Annotated in this window: 13 protein-coding genes; 5 read left to right on the forward strand and 8 right to left on the reverse strand. The window is 45.9% G+C overall.

Annotation, left to right across the window (positions count from 1 at the left end):
- Positions 1-80: 80 nt before the first annotated feature.
- Positions 81-2,708, forward strand: coding sequence for an AAA family ATPase (locus tag NDK19_RS02935; protein WP_250630341.1), 2,628 nt, complete (start codon positions 81-83; stop codon positions 2,706-2,708).
- A 257-nt stretch (positions 2,709-2,965) separates the two neighbouring features.
- Here NDK19_RS02935 and uvrA read toward each other — a convergent pair whose 3' ends face one another.
- The gene (gene uvrA / locus NDK19_RS02940; RefSeq protein ID WP_250630342.1) at positions 2,966-5,812 is read right to left on the reverse strand and encodes an excinuclease ABC subunit UvrA; all 2,847 of its coding nucleotides are present in this window, start codon (positions 5,810-5,812) and stop codon (positions 2,966-2,968) included.
- Between the two features lie 147 nt (positions 5,813-5,959).
- On the opposite strand from uvrA, the gene NDK19_RS02945 reads away from it, so the two are divergent.
- Both NDK19_RS02945 and NDK19_RS02950 read left to right on the forward strand, forming a co-directional pair.
- Positions 5,960-7,612 (forward strand): S41 family peptidase, encoded by a 1,653-nt coding sequence (locus NDK19_RS02945; RefSeq protein ID WP_250630343.1) that lies wholly within the window; start codon positions 5,960-5,962, stop codon positions 7,610-7,612.
- 8 nt (positions 7,613-7,620) lie between these two features.
- Positions 7,621-8,091 (forward strand): flavin reductase family protein, encoded by a 471-nt coding sequence (locus tag NDK19_RS02950; RefSeq protein WP_250630344.1) that lies wholly within the window; start codon positions 7,621-7,623, stop codon positions 8,089-8,091.
- Here the strand turns inward: NDK19_RS02950 and NDK19_RS02955 are convergent.
- Genes NDK19_RS02955 through NDK19_RS02965 form a run of 3 tightly spaced genes read right to left on the reverse strand, consistent with a single transcriptional unit; the run spans position 8,088 to position 12,404 of the window.
- The gene (locus NDK19_RS02955) at positions 8,088-9,773 is read right to left on the reverse strand and encodes a GAF domain-containing protein (RefSeq protein WP_250630345.1); all 1,686 of its coding nucleotides are present in this window, start codon (positions 9,771-9,773) and stop codon (positions 8,088-8,090) included. The two genes, NDK19_RS02950 and NDK19_RS02955, sit on opposite strands and share 4 nt — an antisense overlap.
- A gap of 30 nt (positions 9,774-9,803) precedes the next feature.
- Positions 9,804-10,922: a hypothetical protein gene (locus NDK19_RS02960; RefSeq protein WP_250630346.1), complete on the reverse strand. Its 1,119-nt coding sequence runs from the start codon at positions 10,920-10,922 to the stop codon at positions 9,804-9,806.
- A gap of 21 nt (positions 10,923-10,943) precedes the next feature.
- Entirely contained in the window at positions 10,944-12,404 is a 1,461-nt protein-coding gene (locus NDK19_RS02965; RefSeq protein WP_317207149.1) for an FAD-dependent oxidoreductase, read from the reverse strand.
- A gap of 285 nt (positions 12,405-12,689) precedes the next feature.
- Between NDK19_RS02965 and NDK19_RS02970 the strand changes: the two genes are divergently transcribed.
- The gene (locus NDK19_RS02970) at positions 12,690-13,310 is read left to right on the forward strand and encodes a deoxynucleoside kinase (RefSeq protein ID WP_250630347.1); all 621 of its coding nucleotides are present in this window, start codon (positions 12,690-12,692) and stop codon (positions 13,308-13,310) included.
- A gap of 88 nt (positions 13,311-13,398) precedes the next feature.
- On the opposite strand, the gene NDK19_RS02975 is transcribed toward NDK19_RS02970, so the two are convergent.
- Positions 13,399-13,908: a hypothetical protein gene (locus NDK19_RS02975; RefSeq protein ID WP_250630348.1), complete on the reverse strand. Its 510-nt coding sequence runs from the start codon at positions 13,906-13,908 to the stop codon at positions 13,399-13,401.
- Positions 13,889-14,380 carry a 3-isopropylmalate dehydratase small subunit gene (locus tag NDK19_RS02980; RefSeq protein WP_250630349.1) on the reverse strand — a complete coding sequence of 164 codons (492 nt, stop codon included), beginning with the start codon at positions 14,378-14,380 and terminating at the stop codon, positions 13,889-13,891. The genes NDK19_RS02975 and NDK19_RS02980 overlap by 20 nt, the downstream gene beginning before the upstream one ends.
- A gap of 114 nt (positions 14,381-14,494) precedes the next feature.
- Between NDK19_RS02980 and NDK19_RS02985 the strand changes: the two genes are divergently transcribed.
- Positions 14,495-15,133, forward strand: a complete 639-nt coding sequence (locus NDK19_RS02985) for a MarC family protein (RefSeq protein WP_250630350.1) — start codon at positions 14,495-14,497, stop codon at positions 15,131-15,133.
- Positions 15,134-15,137: 4 nt separating this feature from the next.
- Here the strand turns inward: NDK19_RS02985 and pheA are convergent, their stop codons facing one another.
- Both pheA and NDK19_RS02995 read right to left on the reverse strand, forming a co-directional pair.
- Positions 15,138-16,217 carry a prephenate dehydratase gene (gene pheA, locus NDK19_RS02990; protein WP_250630351.1) on the reverse strand — a complete coding sequence of 360 codons (1,080 nt, stop codon included), beginning with the start codon at positions 16,215-16,217 and terminating at the stop codon, positions 15,138-15,140.
- A gap of 28 nt (positions 16,218-16,245) precedes the next feature.
- Positions 16,246-17,490 (reverse strand): M23 family metallopeptidase, encoded by a 1,245-nt coding sequence (locus tag NDK19_RS02995; RefSeq protein ID WP_250630352.1) that lies wholly within the window; start codon positions 17,488-17,490, stop codon positions 16,246-16,248.
- Positions 17,491-17,496: the final 6 nt, after the last annotated feature.

Genomic DNA, 17,496 nt, shown 5'->3' on the forward strand with positions numbered 1-17,496 from the left:
TGTCAGAAATATCATAATTTCTGTGTATATTTCGGTAACGTTTGTACGCGGTCAATTTTTTTCAATCAGAATAACAGGCAATGATTTTCAGAAGTAAAAAAACGCTGGACAAAAACTATAAGTTCAAAGACTTAAAGGTTTACAGCTCTACCGAATGGCTCGCCGACGGTAAGAAGAAATACCGCACAGTCTTTGAAAACATGGAGACTACTTACCTTTACTGCGAGCTTTCGTTTTACAATAAACTGTTTGATGAGGAAGATTGGGAATGTAATATTCTCATCCGCTGCTATCGTCTGACCGAAAAAAATAAACGCGAAGAAGTCTGTGAAATAAAGTTAGATAATTATAGGGTATCGGCAGAGGACAATATTGTCATGGTACGTGAGGGTTGGGGCAACCAATCGCCGGGCGTATTTTGGACACGCGGCGACTACCAGTGGGAAGCCAGCATAGACGATGAGATAGTGGGTAAAAAGAAATTTTATGTAGAAAACGGAGGCCCCGTTTCCGATACAGAGAACCCGTATTTTGAAATTGAGCGCATCAGACTCTACGAAGGCCCCAACAAAGGCGTAAGTGTGGAAGACCGCGTTTATTACACACAGTTTGATGCCAAAGATACCCGTTATGTATGGGCCGAATTTACTTTTCAGAACATGCAAAGTAATTCGTGGTACTGCGAATTGTTTTTCAATTTCTACAACGACTCGGCACAACTCAAAGGCGTAACCACCGAATTGCGGCGCATCAACCCCGAAGAAGACACTGTTACCATAACTACCGGCTGGGGCAGTGATACGCGCGGTTCTTGGTATGTGGACAAGTACACCTTAGAAGTAATTTTTATGGATCATCTGGTAGCTGTTGTGCCTTTTGCCACCGGCGACAGCTACGTAAGAGGCGAAAGCCCCCTGCTGCGCGGTAACGACATACATCCGCCGCAGCAAGCCTTTACCGATGAGGAGGTAGATGAGCCGATGGATGTGGTTTTGCAACGCTTAGACAATCTGGTAGGCTTGCAAAAAATCAAAACCCGCATCCACGACTACATTCATTACTTGAAGTTTTTGCAATTGCGCAAAAGTCGCGGGTTTGATGAGAGTCGCAAAATCAATCTTCATGCGGTTTTCAAAGGAAATCCGGGAACGGGCAAAACCACTATCGCCAAAATGCTCGGTAAAATCTACAAAAATCTCGGCCTGCTTTCCAATGGGCGCGTACATGAGGTAGGCAGAGCAGAGCTTGTCGGACAGTATATCGGCCAGACCGCACCGAAGGTAAAAGAACTGATTGACAAAGCTCGCGGCGGCATCTTGTTTATTGATGAGGCTTATGCACTTGTTCGCAACCCTGAGGATACCAAAGACTACGGGCATGAAGTGATAGAAACGTTGGTGAAAGAAATGTCCGACGGCCCCGGCGATATTGCCATTATTGTAGCAGGCTATCCCAAAGAAATGGATACCTTTTTGGAGGCTAACCCGGGTCTGAAATCCCGTTTCGGAATGTATTTTGACTTCCCCGACTACGTTCCGCAGGAAATGCTTAAACTGATAGAAATAGCCTCCGAACAGCGACAGATTAAGTTTAGCAAAGAAGCCTTTGATTTTCTCTACAAAAAAATTGTAGAAAAATTCCGCAGCCGCGACCGCACTTTTGGCAACGCCCGATTAGTTAATTCGCTGGTTGATGAGGCCAAAATGAATATGGGGTTGCGTGTGATGCGCCAAAGCAACCATGCAGACGTTACGCACGATATGCTGCAAACCGTAGAACTGGTTGATATTCAGCGCATTTTCCAGCAAGATTCACGATTGCTGCCCGATATTCAGGAAGACGAAATGATGCTGGAAGAGGCACTCTCCGAGCTCAACAGCATGATTGGCCTGACGGAAATTAAAAATCAGATTCACGAACTGATAAAGTTAGTCCGTTTTTACAGAGAAACCGGCAGGGACATTCTGAATCGCTTTTCGCTGCATACGGTTTTCAAAGGAAATCCCGGTACAGGCAAAACAACTGTTGCAAGAATTATCGCCAAAATCTACAAGGCATTGGGCATTTTGGAACGCGGACAGCTGGTAGAGTGCGACAGGCAATCATTAGTGGCAGGTTTTGTCGGCCAAACAGCACTGAAAACCAAAGAAAAAATAGACGAAGCCATCGGAGGCGTATTGTTTGTGGATGAGGCCTATGCACTTGCATCTAACGGAATCGGTAACGACTTTGGCCACGAAGCATTAGAAACCATTTTGAAGCAAATGGAGGACAGACGCGGTGAGTTCATTGTTATAGTAGCCGGCTACCCTGAAAATATGGACAGATTTATTGAATCTAACCCGGGCTTAAAATCTCGGTTCGATAAAACCATGATTTTCCCGGACTACTCCGTAGACGAACTGTATCAGATTGCCGTTGCTATGCTGGCTTCGGAAAACCTGCATTTGGCCGATGAGGAAGTGCAGGCATATTTGCGCCGACAGTTGCAACTGATGCATGAGAAACGCGATAAATATTTCGGCAATGCCCGCTCGGTGCGCAAGTTTATCAGCGAAGTTATTCGCAAGCAACACCTGCGCATGACCACCCTTGACCGAAGTGCGCGCACCGAAGAAGCACTGCAAACCGTCATCCTGAGCGATATGCAAAACATCAGTGCCGACGAAGAATCGTTGATGGGACAACGGAAAATCGGTTTCCGATAAAAAAAATCAGCAATCACAATAAAAAGTCCGACGGGAATATTTCCGTCGGACTTTTTATGTGAAGCAGTTGAGCAAAGTAAAACGCACACACATTTACGCCGAAGTTACATATGCAAATATCGCAACGCTTATCCGCTGTGATTATATACAAAAGTGCAGCAGATTTTGCGAAAGATTTTTGTGTAAATTATTGAAAAACAAGGGTTTAAACCTAAATGTTCTATCAGCCCCTTCAGGTTTGTCTATAAATGGCTTCTTTACTGAATCCCCATTTCAATTTTGAGGAAATGTCCTGTGTAGCTGGTCGGATGATGGATGATTTCCTCGGGTGTGCCTTCAAAAATGATATTGCCGCCCTTTTCGCCGCCTTCCGGCCCTAAATCAATCAGGTGGTCTGCTACTTTAATCATATCCATGTTGTGCTCAATAACCAGTACGGTATTGCCTTTGTCCACCAGTTTATTGAGTACGTCGAGCAGGTGTTGGATATCTTGAAAATGCAGGCCTGTTGTCGGCTCGTCGAGGATGTAGAGTGTATTACCCGTATCTTTTTTTGACAATTCGGTTGCAAGTTTTACCCGCTGCGCTTCTCCTCCGGAGAGCGTGGTGGCGTGTTGCCCCAGTGTGATATAACCCAAACCGACATCGTTCAGCGCCTTAACCTTGCGCAAGATAGAAGGCTGAAATTCAAAAAATTCTACGGCCTGCTCTACGGTCATGTCCAGCACATCGGCAATAGATTTACCTTTGAAACGTACTTCCAATGTTTCGCGGTTGTAGCGCTTGCCCTTACAAGTTTCGCAGTCCACCAATACGTCGGGTAAAAATTCCATCACAATTGTTTTTTTACCTGCCCCTTCGCAAGTTTCGCAGCGCCCGCCCTTAACGTTAAACGAAAAGCGCCCGGGCTTGTAGCCCCTGATTTTAGACTCGGGCAACTCGGCGAATAAACTCCGAATGTCGGTGAACATGCCTGTGTAGGTCGCCGGATTGGAACGCGGGGTGCGCCCAATGGGAGTTTGGTCTATTTCAATAACTTTGTCGATGTGTTCCAGCCCTTCAATGGCTTCATAGCTGAGCGGTTCTTTTTTGGCATTGAAAAAGTGGCGATTCAGAATAGGGTAGAGGGTTTCGTGAATTAACGACGATTTACCGCTGCCCGAAACGCCTGTTACGCAAATCATTTTGCCCAGAGGCAGTGTTAGCGTTACGTTTTTCAGGTTATGACCTTTTGCGCCCCTCAATACCAGCGAATGGCCTGAGCCTTTGCGCCGCTTTTCGGGCAAGACTATTTGCAGGCGATTGCTCAGAAAATCGGCTGTCAGACTTTTTTGTGCCAAAAATTCTTTCGGGCTGCCTGCTGCTACCACTCTGCCGCCATGAATACCCGGCCCGGGGCCTATGTCAATTATATAATCCGACTCGAGCATCATGTCCTTGTCATGTTCTACCACAAGTACGGTATTGCCCAAATCGCGCAGGTCTTTCAGAGCCTTGATGAGTTTCATGTTGTCGCGCTGGTGCAGGCCGATGCTTGGCTCATCCAAAATGTACAATACACCGACTAACTGCGTGCCTATTTGCGTAGCCAGACGAATCCGCTGGCTTTCACCCCCTGAAAGCGTGCGCATGGTGCGGTTCAGCGTCAGGTATTCCAGCCCTACATCCTTCAAAAAGCCTATGCGCTTGTTAATTTCTTTGAGTACCTCGGCGGCAATGACGCGCTGCCGTTCGGAAAGACGAGGGGGCAGCTCTGCAAACCATGCCGACAGTTCGCGAATATCCATTTCGGCCAGTTGCGCAATATTTTTATCGGCAATGCGGAAATGCAGCGACTGAATTTTCAAGCGCGCACCGTTGCAGGTAGGGCAGGTTTTAGACTCCATAAATTCTTTCACCCATTCCGAGGTGCTTTCTCCGCCGTGTTCTAATTGCTTTTGCAAAAATGTGATGATACCCTCAAACTTTGTGTACCAGTCCTGCCCCGGGTATTTGACCGATTTGACGGGAATTTCTTCGCCCGTACCGTAAAAAATAGCCTGAATTACTTCCTCGGGCAGCTTGTAGAAGGGTGTGCTGATGCTTTGTTTGTACTTTTTCAGGATGCTTTCCAACTGTTTAAAAATCCAGATGTCGCGATATTCGCCCAGAGGAGCAATAGCACCTTGGCTGATACTCAGCGTTTCATCGGGAACAACGGAATTGCGGGTAAATTCTTCAATTACACCCAACCCGTTGCAGGTTTCACATGCGCCGTAGGGCGAATTGAAGGAAAACATGTTGGGCGCGGGCTCGTCGTAGGCAATCCCCGATTCAGGATCCATCAGGTATTTGGAATAGAAACGGGTTTGACCGTTCTCGTCCAGTGTCATCACAATGCCTTTGCCTTCTTTCAGTGCTGTTTTCAGCGACTGTGTGATGCGGAAACGGTCGGCTTCACGAACAATTACGCGGTCTATAATAATTTCTATATCGTGAATTTTGTAGCGGTCAAGCTGCATTTTTGGCGTAATGTCCATCACTTCACCATCCACACGAACTTTGTTATAGCCCATTTTGCTAATCTGAACAAACAGCTCGCGATAGTGCCCTTTGCGGCCTTTGACTACGGGGGCTAAAATGCTCAACTTTTTATCGGCAAATTCGGAAAGCAACAGTTCGATAATCTGGTCTTCCGTTTGCCGAATCATTTTATTGCCTGTAACGTAGGAGTAGGCTTCTCCTGCACGGGCAAACAGCAGACGCATAAAATCATAAATTTCGGTAGTAGTACCGACTGTACTGCGCGGATTGCGCGAGGTTGTCTTTTGCTCAATTGAGATTACAGGGCTTAATCCGTTGATTTTATCAACATCGGGACGCTCCATATTGCCAATAAAACTGCGCGCGTATGCCGAAAAACTCTCCATATAACGGCGCTGCCCCTCTGCGTAAATAGTATCGAAGGCAAGGGATGATTTCCCGCTGCCGCTGATGCCTGTAATGACAACCAGTTGATTGCGAGGGATGGTTACGTCAATATTTTTCAGATTATGCTCGCGTGCGCCGTAGATTTCAATCAGTTCTTCTTTGCTACCGGAGGGCTTACCATTTTGTGCCGACATACCTGTAAGGTGGTTGAAACCGCAAATTTAGCCGATGATTCAGAGTAAAATAAGCCGTGTTTGTTTTTAATTCACCAAAAAGCACGGTAACTGTCATACATTTGCTTAATTTTAGAGTTATAGCATTATAAGTCTGTTTTTTGCCGTATGAGCGATAGTCGTTATTCCCAATTGATGGTACGAGTTCCTGTTTTTATAGCCCTTGCCATTTGTGCAGGCATTTTTATCGGCGCAAAAATGTTTGGTTCTCACTCGGGCAAATCCACGGGAGATGTAATCAATAACTCCAACAAACTGCGTGAGATACTGAATTACATAGACAAGTACTATGTGGACTCTGCCAACACCAACGACCTGACCGATTATGCCATTAAACGCATGTTGGAAAAATTAGACCCGCATACAGTTTACATACCGGCCAAAGACATGAAAATCATGGGCAATCAGTTGAAGAGTCATTTTGAAGGCATCGGCGTTCAGTTCACTATCCTGCGCGATACGCTTCAAGTAGAACTTCCACTGGCAGGAGGCCCTGCCGAAGCTGCCGGTATCAGGGCAGGAGATAAAATTGTGTATGTGAACGGCGAACGCATTGCAGGTATCGGGCTTACCAACCGAATGGTATATGACAAATTGCTGGGTAAAAAAGGAAGCCAAGTAAACTTGGCAATTGTGCGCAAAGGGTTTAGAGATACGCTTAGCTATGTGCTGACACGCGACAAAATTCCGCAATACAGCCTTGAAGTTGCTTACATGATTGCCGATAAAACAGGCTATATACGCCTTGCCCGCTTTGGTGAGAGTGCTTACGATGAGTTTAAGGTGGCTCTGGAAAAACTGACTGCACAGGGCATGAAACAACTGATATTTGATTTGCGCGGTAACAGCGGGGGGTATATGGACAGAGCGGTTAAAATTGCCGATGAGTTTATCGGCGGCGATAAACTGCTTGTGTACACAGATGGCCGCGATGACTCACAAGACGAACAGTTTCATGCTTACCGCAACGGCTTGTTTGAGAAAGGCGCTGTTATTCTGCTCATAAATGAAGAAAGCGCATCCGCATCCGAAATTGTGGCAGGTGCGCTGCAAGACAATGACCGCGCTTTACTTGTCGGCAGGCGCTCTTTCGGCAAGGGGCTTGTGCAGCGTCCCATCATGCTTTCCGATGGCTCGGAACTGCGCCTGACTATCTCCCGCTATTACACACCAAGCGGGCGCTCTATTCAAAAACCGTATGAAGACGGAAAAGCAGAACAATATGCCGACGATTTCTCCCGCAGGCTGGCACATGGCGAGTTGTTCGTTGCCGACAGCAACCGATTTGATGAAAAATTGAAGTATAAAACTGCGTTGGGGCGCACCGTTTACGGCGGCGGCGGCATCATGCCCGATGTCTTCGTACCTTCCGATACTTCTTATCAAACCCCTTACCTGAATAGCATCCTGAGCGCCAATCTGCATCGGGAGTTTACTTCCAACTACATCGCTAATCATCAGGCAAGTTGGAAAAGCAAGCCGCTTTCTGTTTTCTTAGAACAGTTTAACGTATCTGATGCCATGCTTCAATCGGTTATAGAGGCAGCCGACAAAGAAAAGCTGACTTTCAATGCCGCACAGTGGAACAAATCGAAAAAATACTTCACTACGCTGATAAAAGCGCTGATTGCCAGAGGTATATACGGCGAAGAAGGCTTCTACCGCGTGATGAATCAGCAAGACAAAGTCGTGCAAAAAGCCCTGACACTGTTTGATGTTGCCGGTAAAATAGAGAAAGGTGAACCTGTTGAAATCAATTAACAACTTGTATGAAGCGCTCCTTGCTTAAATTCAAAAACTATGAAGTCCACTCCGTTACTACCGTTTATGCGGGCAATAAAAATGCAAATATTGCCACATGGATGATGCAAAGCGGCATGAAGGGGACTTTTTTAAGCGTAGCTCTCTACAAAGTTGATTACACCATTGAGCTGGTACGGCAAAGTGGCATACTCAATATCAACCTGTTGAGTATGGAGCAAAAAAACTTGATTAACAAATTGGGTAGAAAAAGCGGCCGCAACAGCGATAAGTTCAAAAATCTGCCTCATGCAATAGATGAACGCGGTTGTCCGTATCTTACGGAAGCCATCGGTTATGTAGCCTGTGAAGTACACGACACGGCAGACTCCGGCGACCACGAAATTTTCACCTGCCGTATCATACGGCAGGTAGTTCTAAACCCTGAAAAAGAGGTACTTACATACAAATATCTGAAAGATGCAGGTTTGATTCGCTAAAACTGCATCGTAACGGGGTAGCAATATTTTATTATTTTGATTATCTCCCTGTTTGTTGGTGAAAAGACAGGCCTGTAGCAGCAGTTAAGTGTGATTTTTTTGCCGCTCTTGGTTTTTCTGATGGATTTTCCGTTGAAAAACCTGCCTTCTATCAGGCTGTCCCACCACATATCGTACTCCTGTTTTTCATATACATCAAACGGTACGAGGTCGGCATGAGTCATTTCCAATAATTCTTCTTTGGTATAACCGATTATTTCTGCAAAGTTGTCATTCGCACTCAAAATCCTCTTGTCAATACCTATTTCTACCACTCCCAACAAGATATTAACTGCTATACTTTTGTTGGATAATTCATCATTAATACGTGCCATTTCTTCTTGCGTAGCGGCGAGTTCCTCCATATTTTGGCGCATTTCTTCCTCGCGGGCACGCAGGTCTTCGGTCTGATGCTGGCTTTGCTCGAGGAGTTCTTGTGTACGCTGGTTAATGCGCGTAGTAATGATAATAGAGGCTGTTATGTTAGCCAATCTTTCCGCCATTTCTACAATTAGCGCATCAAAAGGGCGGAACGAGGCAAATTCCATGACACCGATTACTATGTCATTTTGGAGCATTGGCACAATAAGCAGATGAGTAGGGGCAAGCTCGCCAAGGCCGGAGGCAATCTGAATATGCTCTTCCGGTATATTATTGGCGATAATATGCGCTTTTTCCATGAAAACCTGTCCAACCAATCCTTCTGAGGTAGAAAATTTTTTAGAAATGTACTTTCGCTTGCCGTTTGCGTAGCAGGCAATCATTTCTAAGTAAGAATGGTTGCCTGCCTCTTCGTGCAAAAACAGCGCACCCGCATTGGCATCTATGTAGCGTGTAATCAACGAAATAGCCCTGTCGCAGGCTTTCTCCAAGTCCTGACTGTAGGCGCGCAGCACATCGGAAAGTTCAGCCTGATGCAGAATACTTTTTTTGCGAATTTCCTCGCTTGCTTGCAGGGTTTTCAACTCTGCAAGAGAGGCGAGTAGTTCCTGATTGGTTTGTTCGGCCGATGCTTTTTGACGGCTGAGTTCTTTTAGCAGCTTCTCTGCTTTTCTTTTATCGCTTTCATTCAGGCGCACAAATATCAGCATAGATGCCATGTTGATGATAGCGCTCAGAAATATCAGCAAAAGAAAAAAATATGGTTCTTGCAGGATACTGTTATTTATATCGGGAATTTCTATCCAATCATTGGAGAAAGGCAGTAGAACAACAGCTGCTACGCCGAATACTGCTGATGTCAATAGTGGCGCTCTCTCTTTGGCATACGAAAAAATATTCCACGGTAAAATCCAAAAGGCAGTAATAATAATGCCTAATATTGCCAATGGCAATTCATTTTCCTTAACAAGAATTATGTGGATGATAAGTATGCTTAAAAAGAAGGCGTTAATAAAGAGTAGCCTGCCTGCCAAATGATAACCTGTAAAGATTATGACATATGACAATATGATGCATAATACATCAAAAGTAACAACTACTGTTAATTGGGGTATGTAATATGAGGCTATACCTCCTCCAAGCAAATAAGCAAAAAATGAAATAATGATAGAAAAGTTAGCGGTTTTAACCCGCATGAGGATATCGCTGTCGTCTATGTAGGTTGTGCCTACCTCGGTCAGTTTACTCAGAAAGTTGCTCATGTCTGTTGTACTGTGTTCATTGACGGCGAATTATTGCCCGGTAGGCTTAAATTCGCGCTTGGTTTCGGGCTTAAATTTAGTATTTGTTTTCTCAATTATTTGCCACGAAACACCGTCCGGCCCCGTAAAAACGAAACTGTTTTCGCCAAATTCGTTCTTTTGAATGGGGGAAGATTTAATTTGTTGTTTTTTAATCAGTTCGTAAACCATGTTCAGTTTGGGGGTGTAAAGCGAATGGAGGGTGATACCTAATTCGCCAATGCGTTGATTTTCGCTGCGGTCGGGCTTAGGGGCACGCGGTACAAAAAATTTGAGTTTGCCGCAAATATTATTGGGCGAAACAAAGCCGCGATAGTAATGGCTGTATCCTTGCGGCATATCAAATACACGGCGGGGGCCTTTTTGCCAATCACCGTCTATCACGGGAGCAGGTTCTTCGGGTTGCAGCCCCAAGGCTTCGCTGTAATAGCGCGTAACTGCCGCCATATCGCCTTTAATAATGAAATCGTGGTGGGTAAATTCGCTGGTTTGAAGAGGCGCATTGGGGTTAATGGTGCCGTAGCCCGGGATTTGGTAGCCGTAGCGCTGAAAAAATACATGCACAAACCACTCGCCGTAAATAGCCGTTTCCCGAACGCCTGCGGGACGGTTAAAAAAGCCCGGTTTACCGCTGCTCAGGTTGTAGAGGTCGTCAAAAATAGGTTCTATGGGCAGCCATTTTTCGCCATTTGCCCGTTCTAACTGATAAATATCTACAATGCGGGTGATGTCTTTGGTCATCATAACAGCCATGCGTTGCCCGATGGTTTCAGGGATACCATAGCCCACACCAGGGCCAAGAGGTTTTTCCCATGCCAGCAGCCGCAACAGGCCGTGGCTGTCCACCTCACCATTTTGCAATCTGTAACTTTTTAAAGGTGAATCAACGCCGTAGATGGCTTTTGCTTGCGCCGCAGTTATTACTGCACTGTCCACCACGCGGAATCCGAATTCGGCAAAGTAGCGAATGTGAAACTGCGGACGGTCGGTGCCGACCATTACTTCATAAACCCCGCTGATGCCCGTATCGGGCAATTGCATGTTTTGTTGAGCGATGGCCGCATATCCGACCATTAATAGTAAAGTTGTTGCTGCAAATATTTTTTTCATGAGTAGATGTTTTTAAGGTAATCAACTTATTTTTCCCAGTTGTCTTCCAAGAATGCGCCCGAAACTCAGCGCAGGTGTAATTAACATGCCGCCACAGAATGCATTGCCGCTGGTTGCCGCTGCTCCGAGTACCTCACCCGCAGCATACAGCCCATTAATAACATTTCCCTGTCTGTCAAGTACTTGCAGGTTGGCATTGACATGCAGGCCGCCGAAACTTATCAGTGAAGAGGTATAGCTGAGCATAGCATAGAAAGGCGCTTTGCTGATAGCATGTGTGAGAGTGCTCCTGCCAAACTCAGGGTCATTTTTTTCGGCAACGGCTTTGTTATAAGCCTCTACGCTTTTTTTCAAAGCCTCTGTTGGGATGCCTGTTTTGGCGGCCAATGTTTCTATGCTGTCGGCTTGTTGAATAAATTTACCATCAAGGGCGGCTTTTCTTATCTGCTCAGGTTTCCAACCGCGAATGACGGGTTCGCCATCATCAATAGACGGGTCATCAAAAATAAGCCAAAATTTTTCGCCGGGCTGGCGGGCAATGATTCGTTCGCGTACATCAGGGTCTAATTCATCCTCATTCAGAAATCTTTTACCTTCCGCATTCACATAAATCTCTCGTGGCGGGCGGTATTTAGAGGTAAACACCATTGCCCATGCGTTCCAATAGTCGGTTCTGCCCGAGCCGGGCTCCAATTCCACACCTCCTAAACTGGAAATATGTTTTTCGGCCCAGCGGAAAGCAGCACCTGCTTTTTGAGCAACCATAATGCCATCGCCGGTAGATGTAAGCGCCGCGGTACTCAATAAACGCGGTCTTTCGGGATGTACTTTTGCAAAAAATTCGGGGTTGGATGCATAGCCACCGGTCGTTAGTACTGTGTTTTTTGCAAAAAAATCAACTTTATTTTTGTTATGGCGCACTCGCACACCCACTACCTGATTTTTATGGACAATCAGGTCGGTTAATTGGTGTTGCAAGCGCACTTCAATATGGGCAGATTTTACATATTTCTCCCATAGCGGTAATATGGTTTGGAAAATAGAGCGTGCGGCATCCGTTCCCCAATAGGTTCGGGGCGTTTGGTAGGGGACGTGCCCGAATACCAATTTGGGAGTTGTCGGCTCAAAGGGGAATCCTAAATCTTCCAGCCAGTCAATGGTGTGGGGCGCTTCACGGGTTGCCAATGCTACCAGCGCGGGGTCGGCGGTATTTTTACACACCCGCATCACATCTTCATAGTGTTTTTCGGGGGAGTCGTCTATGCCCATGGCTTTTTGCCGCCGCGTTCCTCCGGCGCTCATATGACCTGCCGAAAGGTGCAAAGTCCCGCCAATTTTGTCGGCCTTCTCAATCACCAGTACTTTAGCTCCCTGTTCGGCTGCCGTAATGGCGCAGGGCATTCCGGCAGTTCCTGCCCCAACAACAATCAAATCGTATTTTTGAGCCGCACATTGGCCAAGCAAGTCAGAAACGTCATTCATCGTAACAAGTCCGATAAGGCCTATTTGTTTAATAAAATGCCGCCGCGGATGCGAATTTTCATTTTCCATTATTTTACAGGTATTTATTTAAAAAACTGTTTGTCAGTAAGTTGCAAGGCGCCGGTTGCAAATAGTTAATCAAGTTAATCAATTTATTCAAACCTGCAATTAAACAACTACTTTTTTAGGTCGGTCTTATTTGTATACCTTTGCCCTCCTGATGCCAACCCAATGGAGCAGTACTACGAGCTTTTTTTTTGCAAAACCCTGTTAAACAAGCAATTAATGGAATCCATTATCTGTATTGATGGTGTCGTAGGCGCCGGAAAGACAACCCTTGGTGAGATTGTTGCCAAAGAATTTGCGCTGGAGTTTTTCCGCGAACCTGTGGACGACAACCCGTTGTTAGACAAGTTCTACTATGACCAAAAGCGATACAGTTTTCCTTTGCAGGTGTATTTTCTGAACAAACGTTTTCGCATGTTAAAAGAGGCATCGCAACTCAGCGGCTGTGTGATGGACAGAAGCATTTACGGCGATGTGATTTTTGCCAAACTGCTGATGCTGGGCGGCAATATGTCGTCGGAAGAGTTTGCACTTTACGAAGAACTGCTGCACAATATGCTGGAGCATGTCAGCCGCCCCCGACTGATGGTCTATCTGGATATTACGACGGATAACGCCATTGCACGCATCAAAGAAAGGGGCAGAGATTTTGAGCAAGTTGTGCCGCGCGACTATTGGGAAGCGCTGAATCAACATTACAATGCATATTTTAAGCATTACAATTTCTCCGAACTGCTTACGATTGATGCCAATGATTTGGACTGGCGCAAGAGCAAGGAAGATTTGCGCTATGTGCTCGAGCTGATAGACAGTAAATTAGGCGCGGTAAAAACCAAATAGCCTGCTTGCATTAGAACATGCTGTTTTGCCGCAAAGGATTGCTGCGCGGTTTTAATCCGACATCCCAAATCCGCACTCCGAAATCCTGTCAGGAATCGGTTTTAAACCATTCCAATTGTCGGTTTACCGCGGCAACAAACTCATCGAGGCGGTCATTGCGGCGGTCGGTAAAGTAGTGCAACACATGGTTGCCCGTCAGTTCAACATTGATTTGCCAACTGCCCAACCAACCGTAGTAAGCCAAAATAAACCCGCTGATAGCCAGCGATGTACCTATCCAATAGCCTAAAATACTTTTGTAGGTAGCCAGTGCAGCAAAACTGCCGACAACAGCCCCGATAATCAGCGGAAAAGTCAGCCGCTTGAATTGCAAATTCAACCCTTTTATCTTTTGCAAAGGTAAATTCCGCCGAAGCGATTTGGCCTCAATCAGCAGCCGTTTGGCTGTCAGTGAAAGATGTTGCCCGCCGTCGGTGTGATAATCGCTGATAACATTTTCATACTGCTGCAACCACGGGTAATAATAGGTATAGTGATACCGCCACTGTCGCGTGGTTTGCCCGCTTGCTACCCTGTATTTAAAGTTTGTAGTCGCCATGCTTTTGCAGGTAGTTCACCAATCCGCCTTCGGCAAGAATATCCATCATTACTTGCGGCAGAGGGGCTGCACGGTGCAACTTACCCGTAGTTTTATTGAGTACGGTTCCTTCGGCCAAGTTAATTTCCAACTCATGCCCCGTTTCGATGTCATGTTTGGGGATTTCCAACAATGGCAACCCGATATTAATGGCATTGCGATAGAAAATCCGTGCAAAAAATCGTGCAATTACAGCCGAAACACCTGCCGCCTTAATCGCCACCGGTGCCTGTTCGCGCGAAGAGCCGCAACCAAAATTATTTCCGCCGACAATAATATCTCCTTTCTGCATACGCGTACGGAAATCAGGGTCGAGGTCTTCTAATACGTGTGAAGCCAACTGGCTGATATCCAGTGTTTTAGTATATTTACCCGGAATAATTCTGTCCGTATCGATATTATCGCCATAGGCGTGTGCAAATCCTGTTATCATAATCTGTCTGCTGCTGTAAAAATGTTTTTTTCCAAATTTAAGCGGTTTCCCGCAAAAGAAGCATTGTCTGGCTGCTTTTACCTAATTTCGGAACTGAAAAACCCATAAACACGTATGTCTGACTTAACAGCTTTTGCTTTATTGTGCTTCACCTCGTTTTTTACCATTCTCAATCCAATTGGGGTGATGCCTGTTTTTATGACCATGACTGCCGATTTGGATAGTGCTGCCAAAACCAAAACAGCACGCAAGGCTGCGCTTACCTCATTTATCACCATGGTTACATTTGCATTTACAGGTAAGTTGTTGTTTCAGTTTTTTAACATTTCTGCTGATAGTTTTCGAGTAGTAGGAGGGATTATCTTTTTCTCGATGGGCTACGAGATGTTGCAGGCGCGCCTTTCCCGCATGAAAGTCAGTGAAGAAGATGTGCGGCAGTACGTAACCGATATTTCCATTACGCCACTGGCTATCCCGATGATATGCGGCCCCGGTGCCATTACCAATTCCATTGTGCTGATGGAAAGCGCCGGTACTTTTGAGAAAAAAGCAGTGCTCATAGGTATGATGGCACTTGTGAATGCTATTGTCTTCGTAGTGCTTTGGGGCTCGGCAGGCATCAGCAAAGCCCTCGGCGACACAGGCAATAAAATACTGATGCGCCTGATGGGGCTGATAGTGATGGTAATTGCAGTTGAATTTTTCTTCAGCGGCCTGCGCCCGATTTTACGCAGTATATTTAATGTGGGCTAAAATGTCAAACTAATTTTACATAGCTGCCCAATAGTTTGATATGGTCGCCGTGCTTAGCCAAAATAGGTGCAATTGCTTCATCCTCGCAGTGCCCGTCAAAATCTATGAGGAACCAGTAATTGAACTTTCCTTTTTGCTTGGCAGGGCGGCTTTCTATTTTGGTAAGATTAACGCCTGCCTCGTTGAAGTCGTTGAGAAAACTTGCCAAAGTACCTGCTTTGGTGTCGTTGTCTAACTTAACAATGAGACTTGTTTTTGAACCTGCTGCTTTCTGGTTGTTAAAATCTTTGCTGATAATCAGAAAACGGGTGCGGTTATATACGCTGTCTTCAATGTTCTCGAACAACAACGGAAGTTTGTGGATAGTAGCGGCCACACGTGCGCATATTGCTGCTGCATAGGGCTCTTCCGAGGCTAACTTGGCTGCTTTGGAAGTAGACTCTACGGGGATTAGCTCCACATTGCTATCGCCAAAATATTCGTCTAAAAAGCGTTTGCATTGCCTAAAAGCAATGTCTTTTGAGTAAATCTTTTTGATATGCGAGAGTCTGTCTTCCATAGAAGCAAAAGTGAAGTGAATGTCTAACGGCACTTCGGCTACAATTCGCACATCGGAACTGATGAGCAAGTCTATGGTTTCGTGTACAGAACCTTCTCGGTTGTTTTCAATCGGGATAACTCCAAATCGCACCCTGCCTGTTTCTACGCTTTCAAAAACCGACTGGATGGTGCTTAAAGAAACATAGTCGCTGAGTGCACCAAAGCGGCTTTCGGCTGCCTGATGCGTAAAACTGCCTTCCGGCCCCAGATATGCTACCCGTTCGGGCAGTTCGAAGTGTCGGCTGGCTGCAAATATTTCCAAAAAAATGGCCTCTATTGCTTGTGGAGCAATAGGGCCGGTGTTGATTTTATTGAGTCGGTCTAAAATGGCCTTTTCCCGTTCAGGCCTGTAAATAACAGCGTTGTTGCTTCGTTTCAGATGCCCTACTTCCCGCACAAGTTCCATGCGCTTGTTAAGCAGGGTGAGCATTTGATTGTCAATAGCATCAATTTGCTCTCTAATTTCTGTTAATTTCTTTTCCATGAAAAAATCAGCCGTGCGTATTTAGCTTTTATCTGATTCTGATTCTCCTGCCCGGTCTGAGCATTGTTGAGGCCGACAGGCCGTTAAGTTTCATCAATTGACGCACAGAAGTACGGTATTTTTGTGCAATTCGCGAAAGCGTATCGCCGCGCTTTACAATGTGGGAAACAACCTGCCGTTGATTAAGCAGGTGTTGGAAATGCTCCGGGCTGAGATGAAAGATGTTGCTAATGATGGTGCCCTTCTCGAAATCGTAGATATATTTAGGGTCAAATGCGTAGCCGTTGTATCGCACTTCGTAGTGAAGGTGAGGCCCTGTGCTGCGTCCTGTGCTGCCGCCAAGCCCTATGAGCTGTCCAGCGGAAACGGTATCGCCTATTTGCAGTACTTGTTTACTCAGGTGTGCATAGAGTGTTTCAAGTCCGTTGCTGTGCCGCAATACCACAAAATTTCCGTATCCCCCGCGCTCATAGCGCCTGATGCGCACAACGCCGTCAAACGAGGCATAGACGGGGTCGCCTGTGTTCAAGTCCAAATCTACGCCATGATGCCATCGCCAGCCTCTCATACCAAATTCCGACGTAAGTTTAATGCTTGCCAAGGGCGGCGACCACCGCTGCTCTTTCAGCGAATCGAACAGCACCAGCGGTATCGTATCGCGCAGTTGGCGGATATCAAATTTGTAGGGATTGATGACCTCTGTATCCCAAATGGAGTAATAGTCGCTGATAGTTACCCATGTGGAATCAATATTGACTTCTTCCGATACGATAACGATGTCTTCTTCTGCCACGTCGTAGAGGTCGGTTGTATCTTCCCTGAGCAGTGAGCGTTTCATGCCCAAGTCCAGAAAATCAAGTGCGGGGCGATTTTCGTTGAACAAGTCTTTGATAATCAATGAATCGTTGTCGAAGCCTCGTGTTTGGAGATAGTTGCGAAGTGCTTTTCGCATCTGCTCCGACTGTGCTGCATTGCCGTCTTGTATGCCGCTTGAACCACCTGTTGCCAAGTATTTGATTCGTTCACTGCCGTTTCCATTGGCTATCAGCGTATCGGTTACACTGTTTTCGCCCTGTCCTTTTTCAAAGCCTTTGGTTCGTTTACCGTTAATTAATGCTTCATCAGACGGCTTCCACCGGCTACCGGGTATAGTAAACTCTATAAAATCACCGGAACTTTCTTTCTTTGTTGCTTTTTTCTGTGCCAGCAGCATTTCTGTTGGCAAGAATAATATCAGCAAAAGATAAAAAGTGATAGTGAAGCTTTTTTTCATAAAGCA

Source organism: Rhodoflexus caldus (assembly GCF_021206925.1).
GTDB lineage: Bacteria > Bacteroidota > Bacteroidia > Cytophagales > Thermoflexibacteraceae > Rhodoflexus > Rhodoflexus caldus.

Bases quoted from the DNA above. Each gene is read 5' to 3' on its own strand.
- NDK19_RS02975 (WP_250630348.1), bottom strand. From the start codon at position 13,908: ATGGCGACTACAAACTTTAAATACAGGGTAGCAAGCGGGCAAACCACG.
- NDK19_RS02985 (WP_250630350.1), top strand. From the start codon at position 14,495: ATGTCTGACTTAACAGCTTTTGCTTTATTGTGCTTCACCTCGTTTTTT.
- uvrA (WP_250630342.1), bottom strand. From the start codon at position 5,812: ATGTCGGCACAAAATGGTAAGCCCTCCGGTAGCAAAGAAGAACTGATT.
- NDK19_RS02955 (WP_250630345.1), bottom strand. From the start codon at position 9,773: ATGAGCAACTTTCTGAGTAAACTGACCGAGGTAGGCACAACCTACATA.
- pheA (WP_250630351.1), bottom strand. From the start codon at position 16,217: ATGGAAAAGAAATTAACAGAAATTAGAGAGCAAATTGATGCTATTGAC.
- NDK19_RS02945 (WP_250630343.1), top strand. From the start codon at position 5,960: ATGAGCGATAGTCGTTATTCCCAATTGATGGTACGAGTTCCTGTTTTT.
- NDK19_RS02980 (WP_250630349.1), bottom strand. From the start codon at position 14,380: ATGATAACAGGATTTGCACACGCCTATGGCGATAATATCGATACGGAC.
- NDK19_RS02970 (WP_250630347.1), top strand. From the start codon at position 12,690: ATGGAATCCATTATCTGTATTGATGGTGTCGTAGGCGCCGGAAAGACA.
- NDK19_RS02935 (WP_250630341.1), top strand. From the start codon at position 81: ATGATTTTCAGAAGTAAAAAAACGCTGGACAAAAACTATAAGTTCAAA.
- NDK19_RS02965 (WP_317207149.1), bottom strand. From the start codon at position 12,404: ATGAATGACGTTTCTGACTTGCTTGGCCAATGTGCGGCTCAAAAATAC.
- NDK19_RS02995 (WP_250630352.1), bottom strand. From the start codon at position 17,490: ATGAAAAAAAGCTTCACTATCACTTTTTATCTTTTGCTGATATTATTC.
- NDK19_RS02950 (WP_250630344.1), top strand. From the start codon at position 7,621: ATGAAGCGCTCCTTGCTTAAATTCAAAAACTATGAAGTCCACTCCGTT.
- NDK19_RS02960 (WP_250630346.1), bottom strand. From the start codon at position 10,922: ATGAAAAAAATATTTGCAGCAACAACTTTACTATTAATGGTCGGATAT.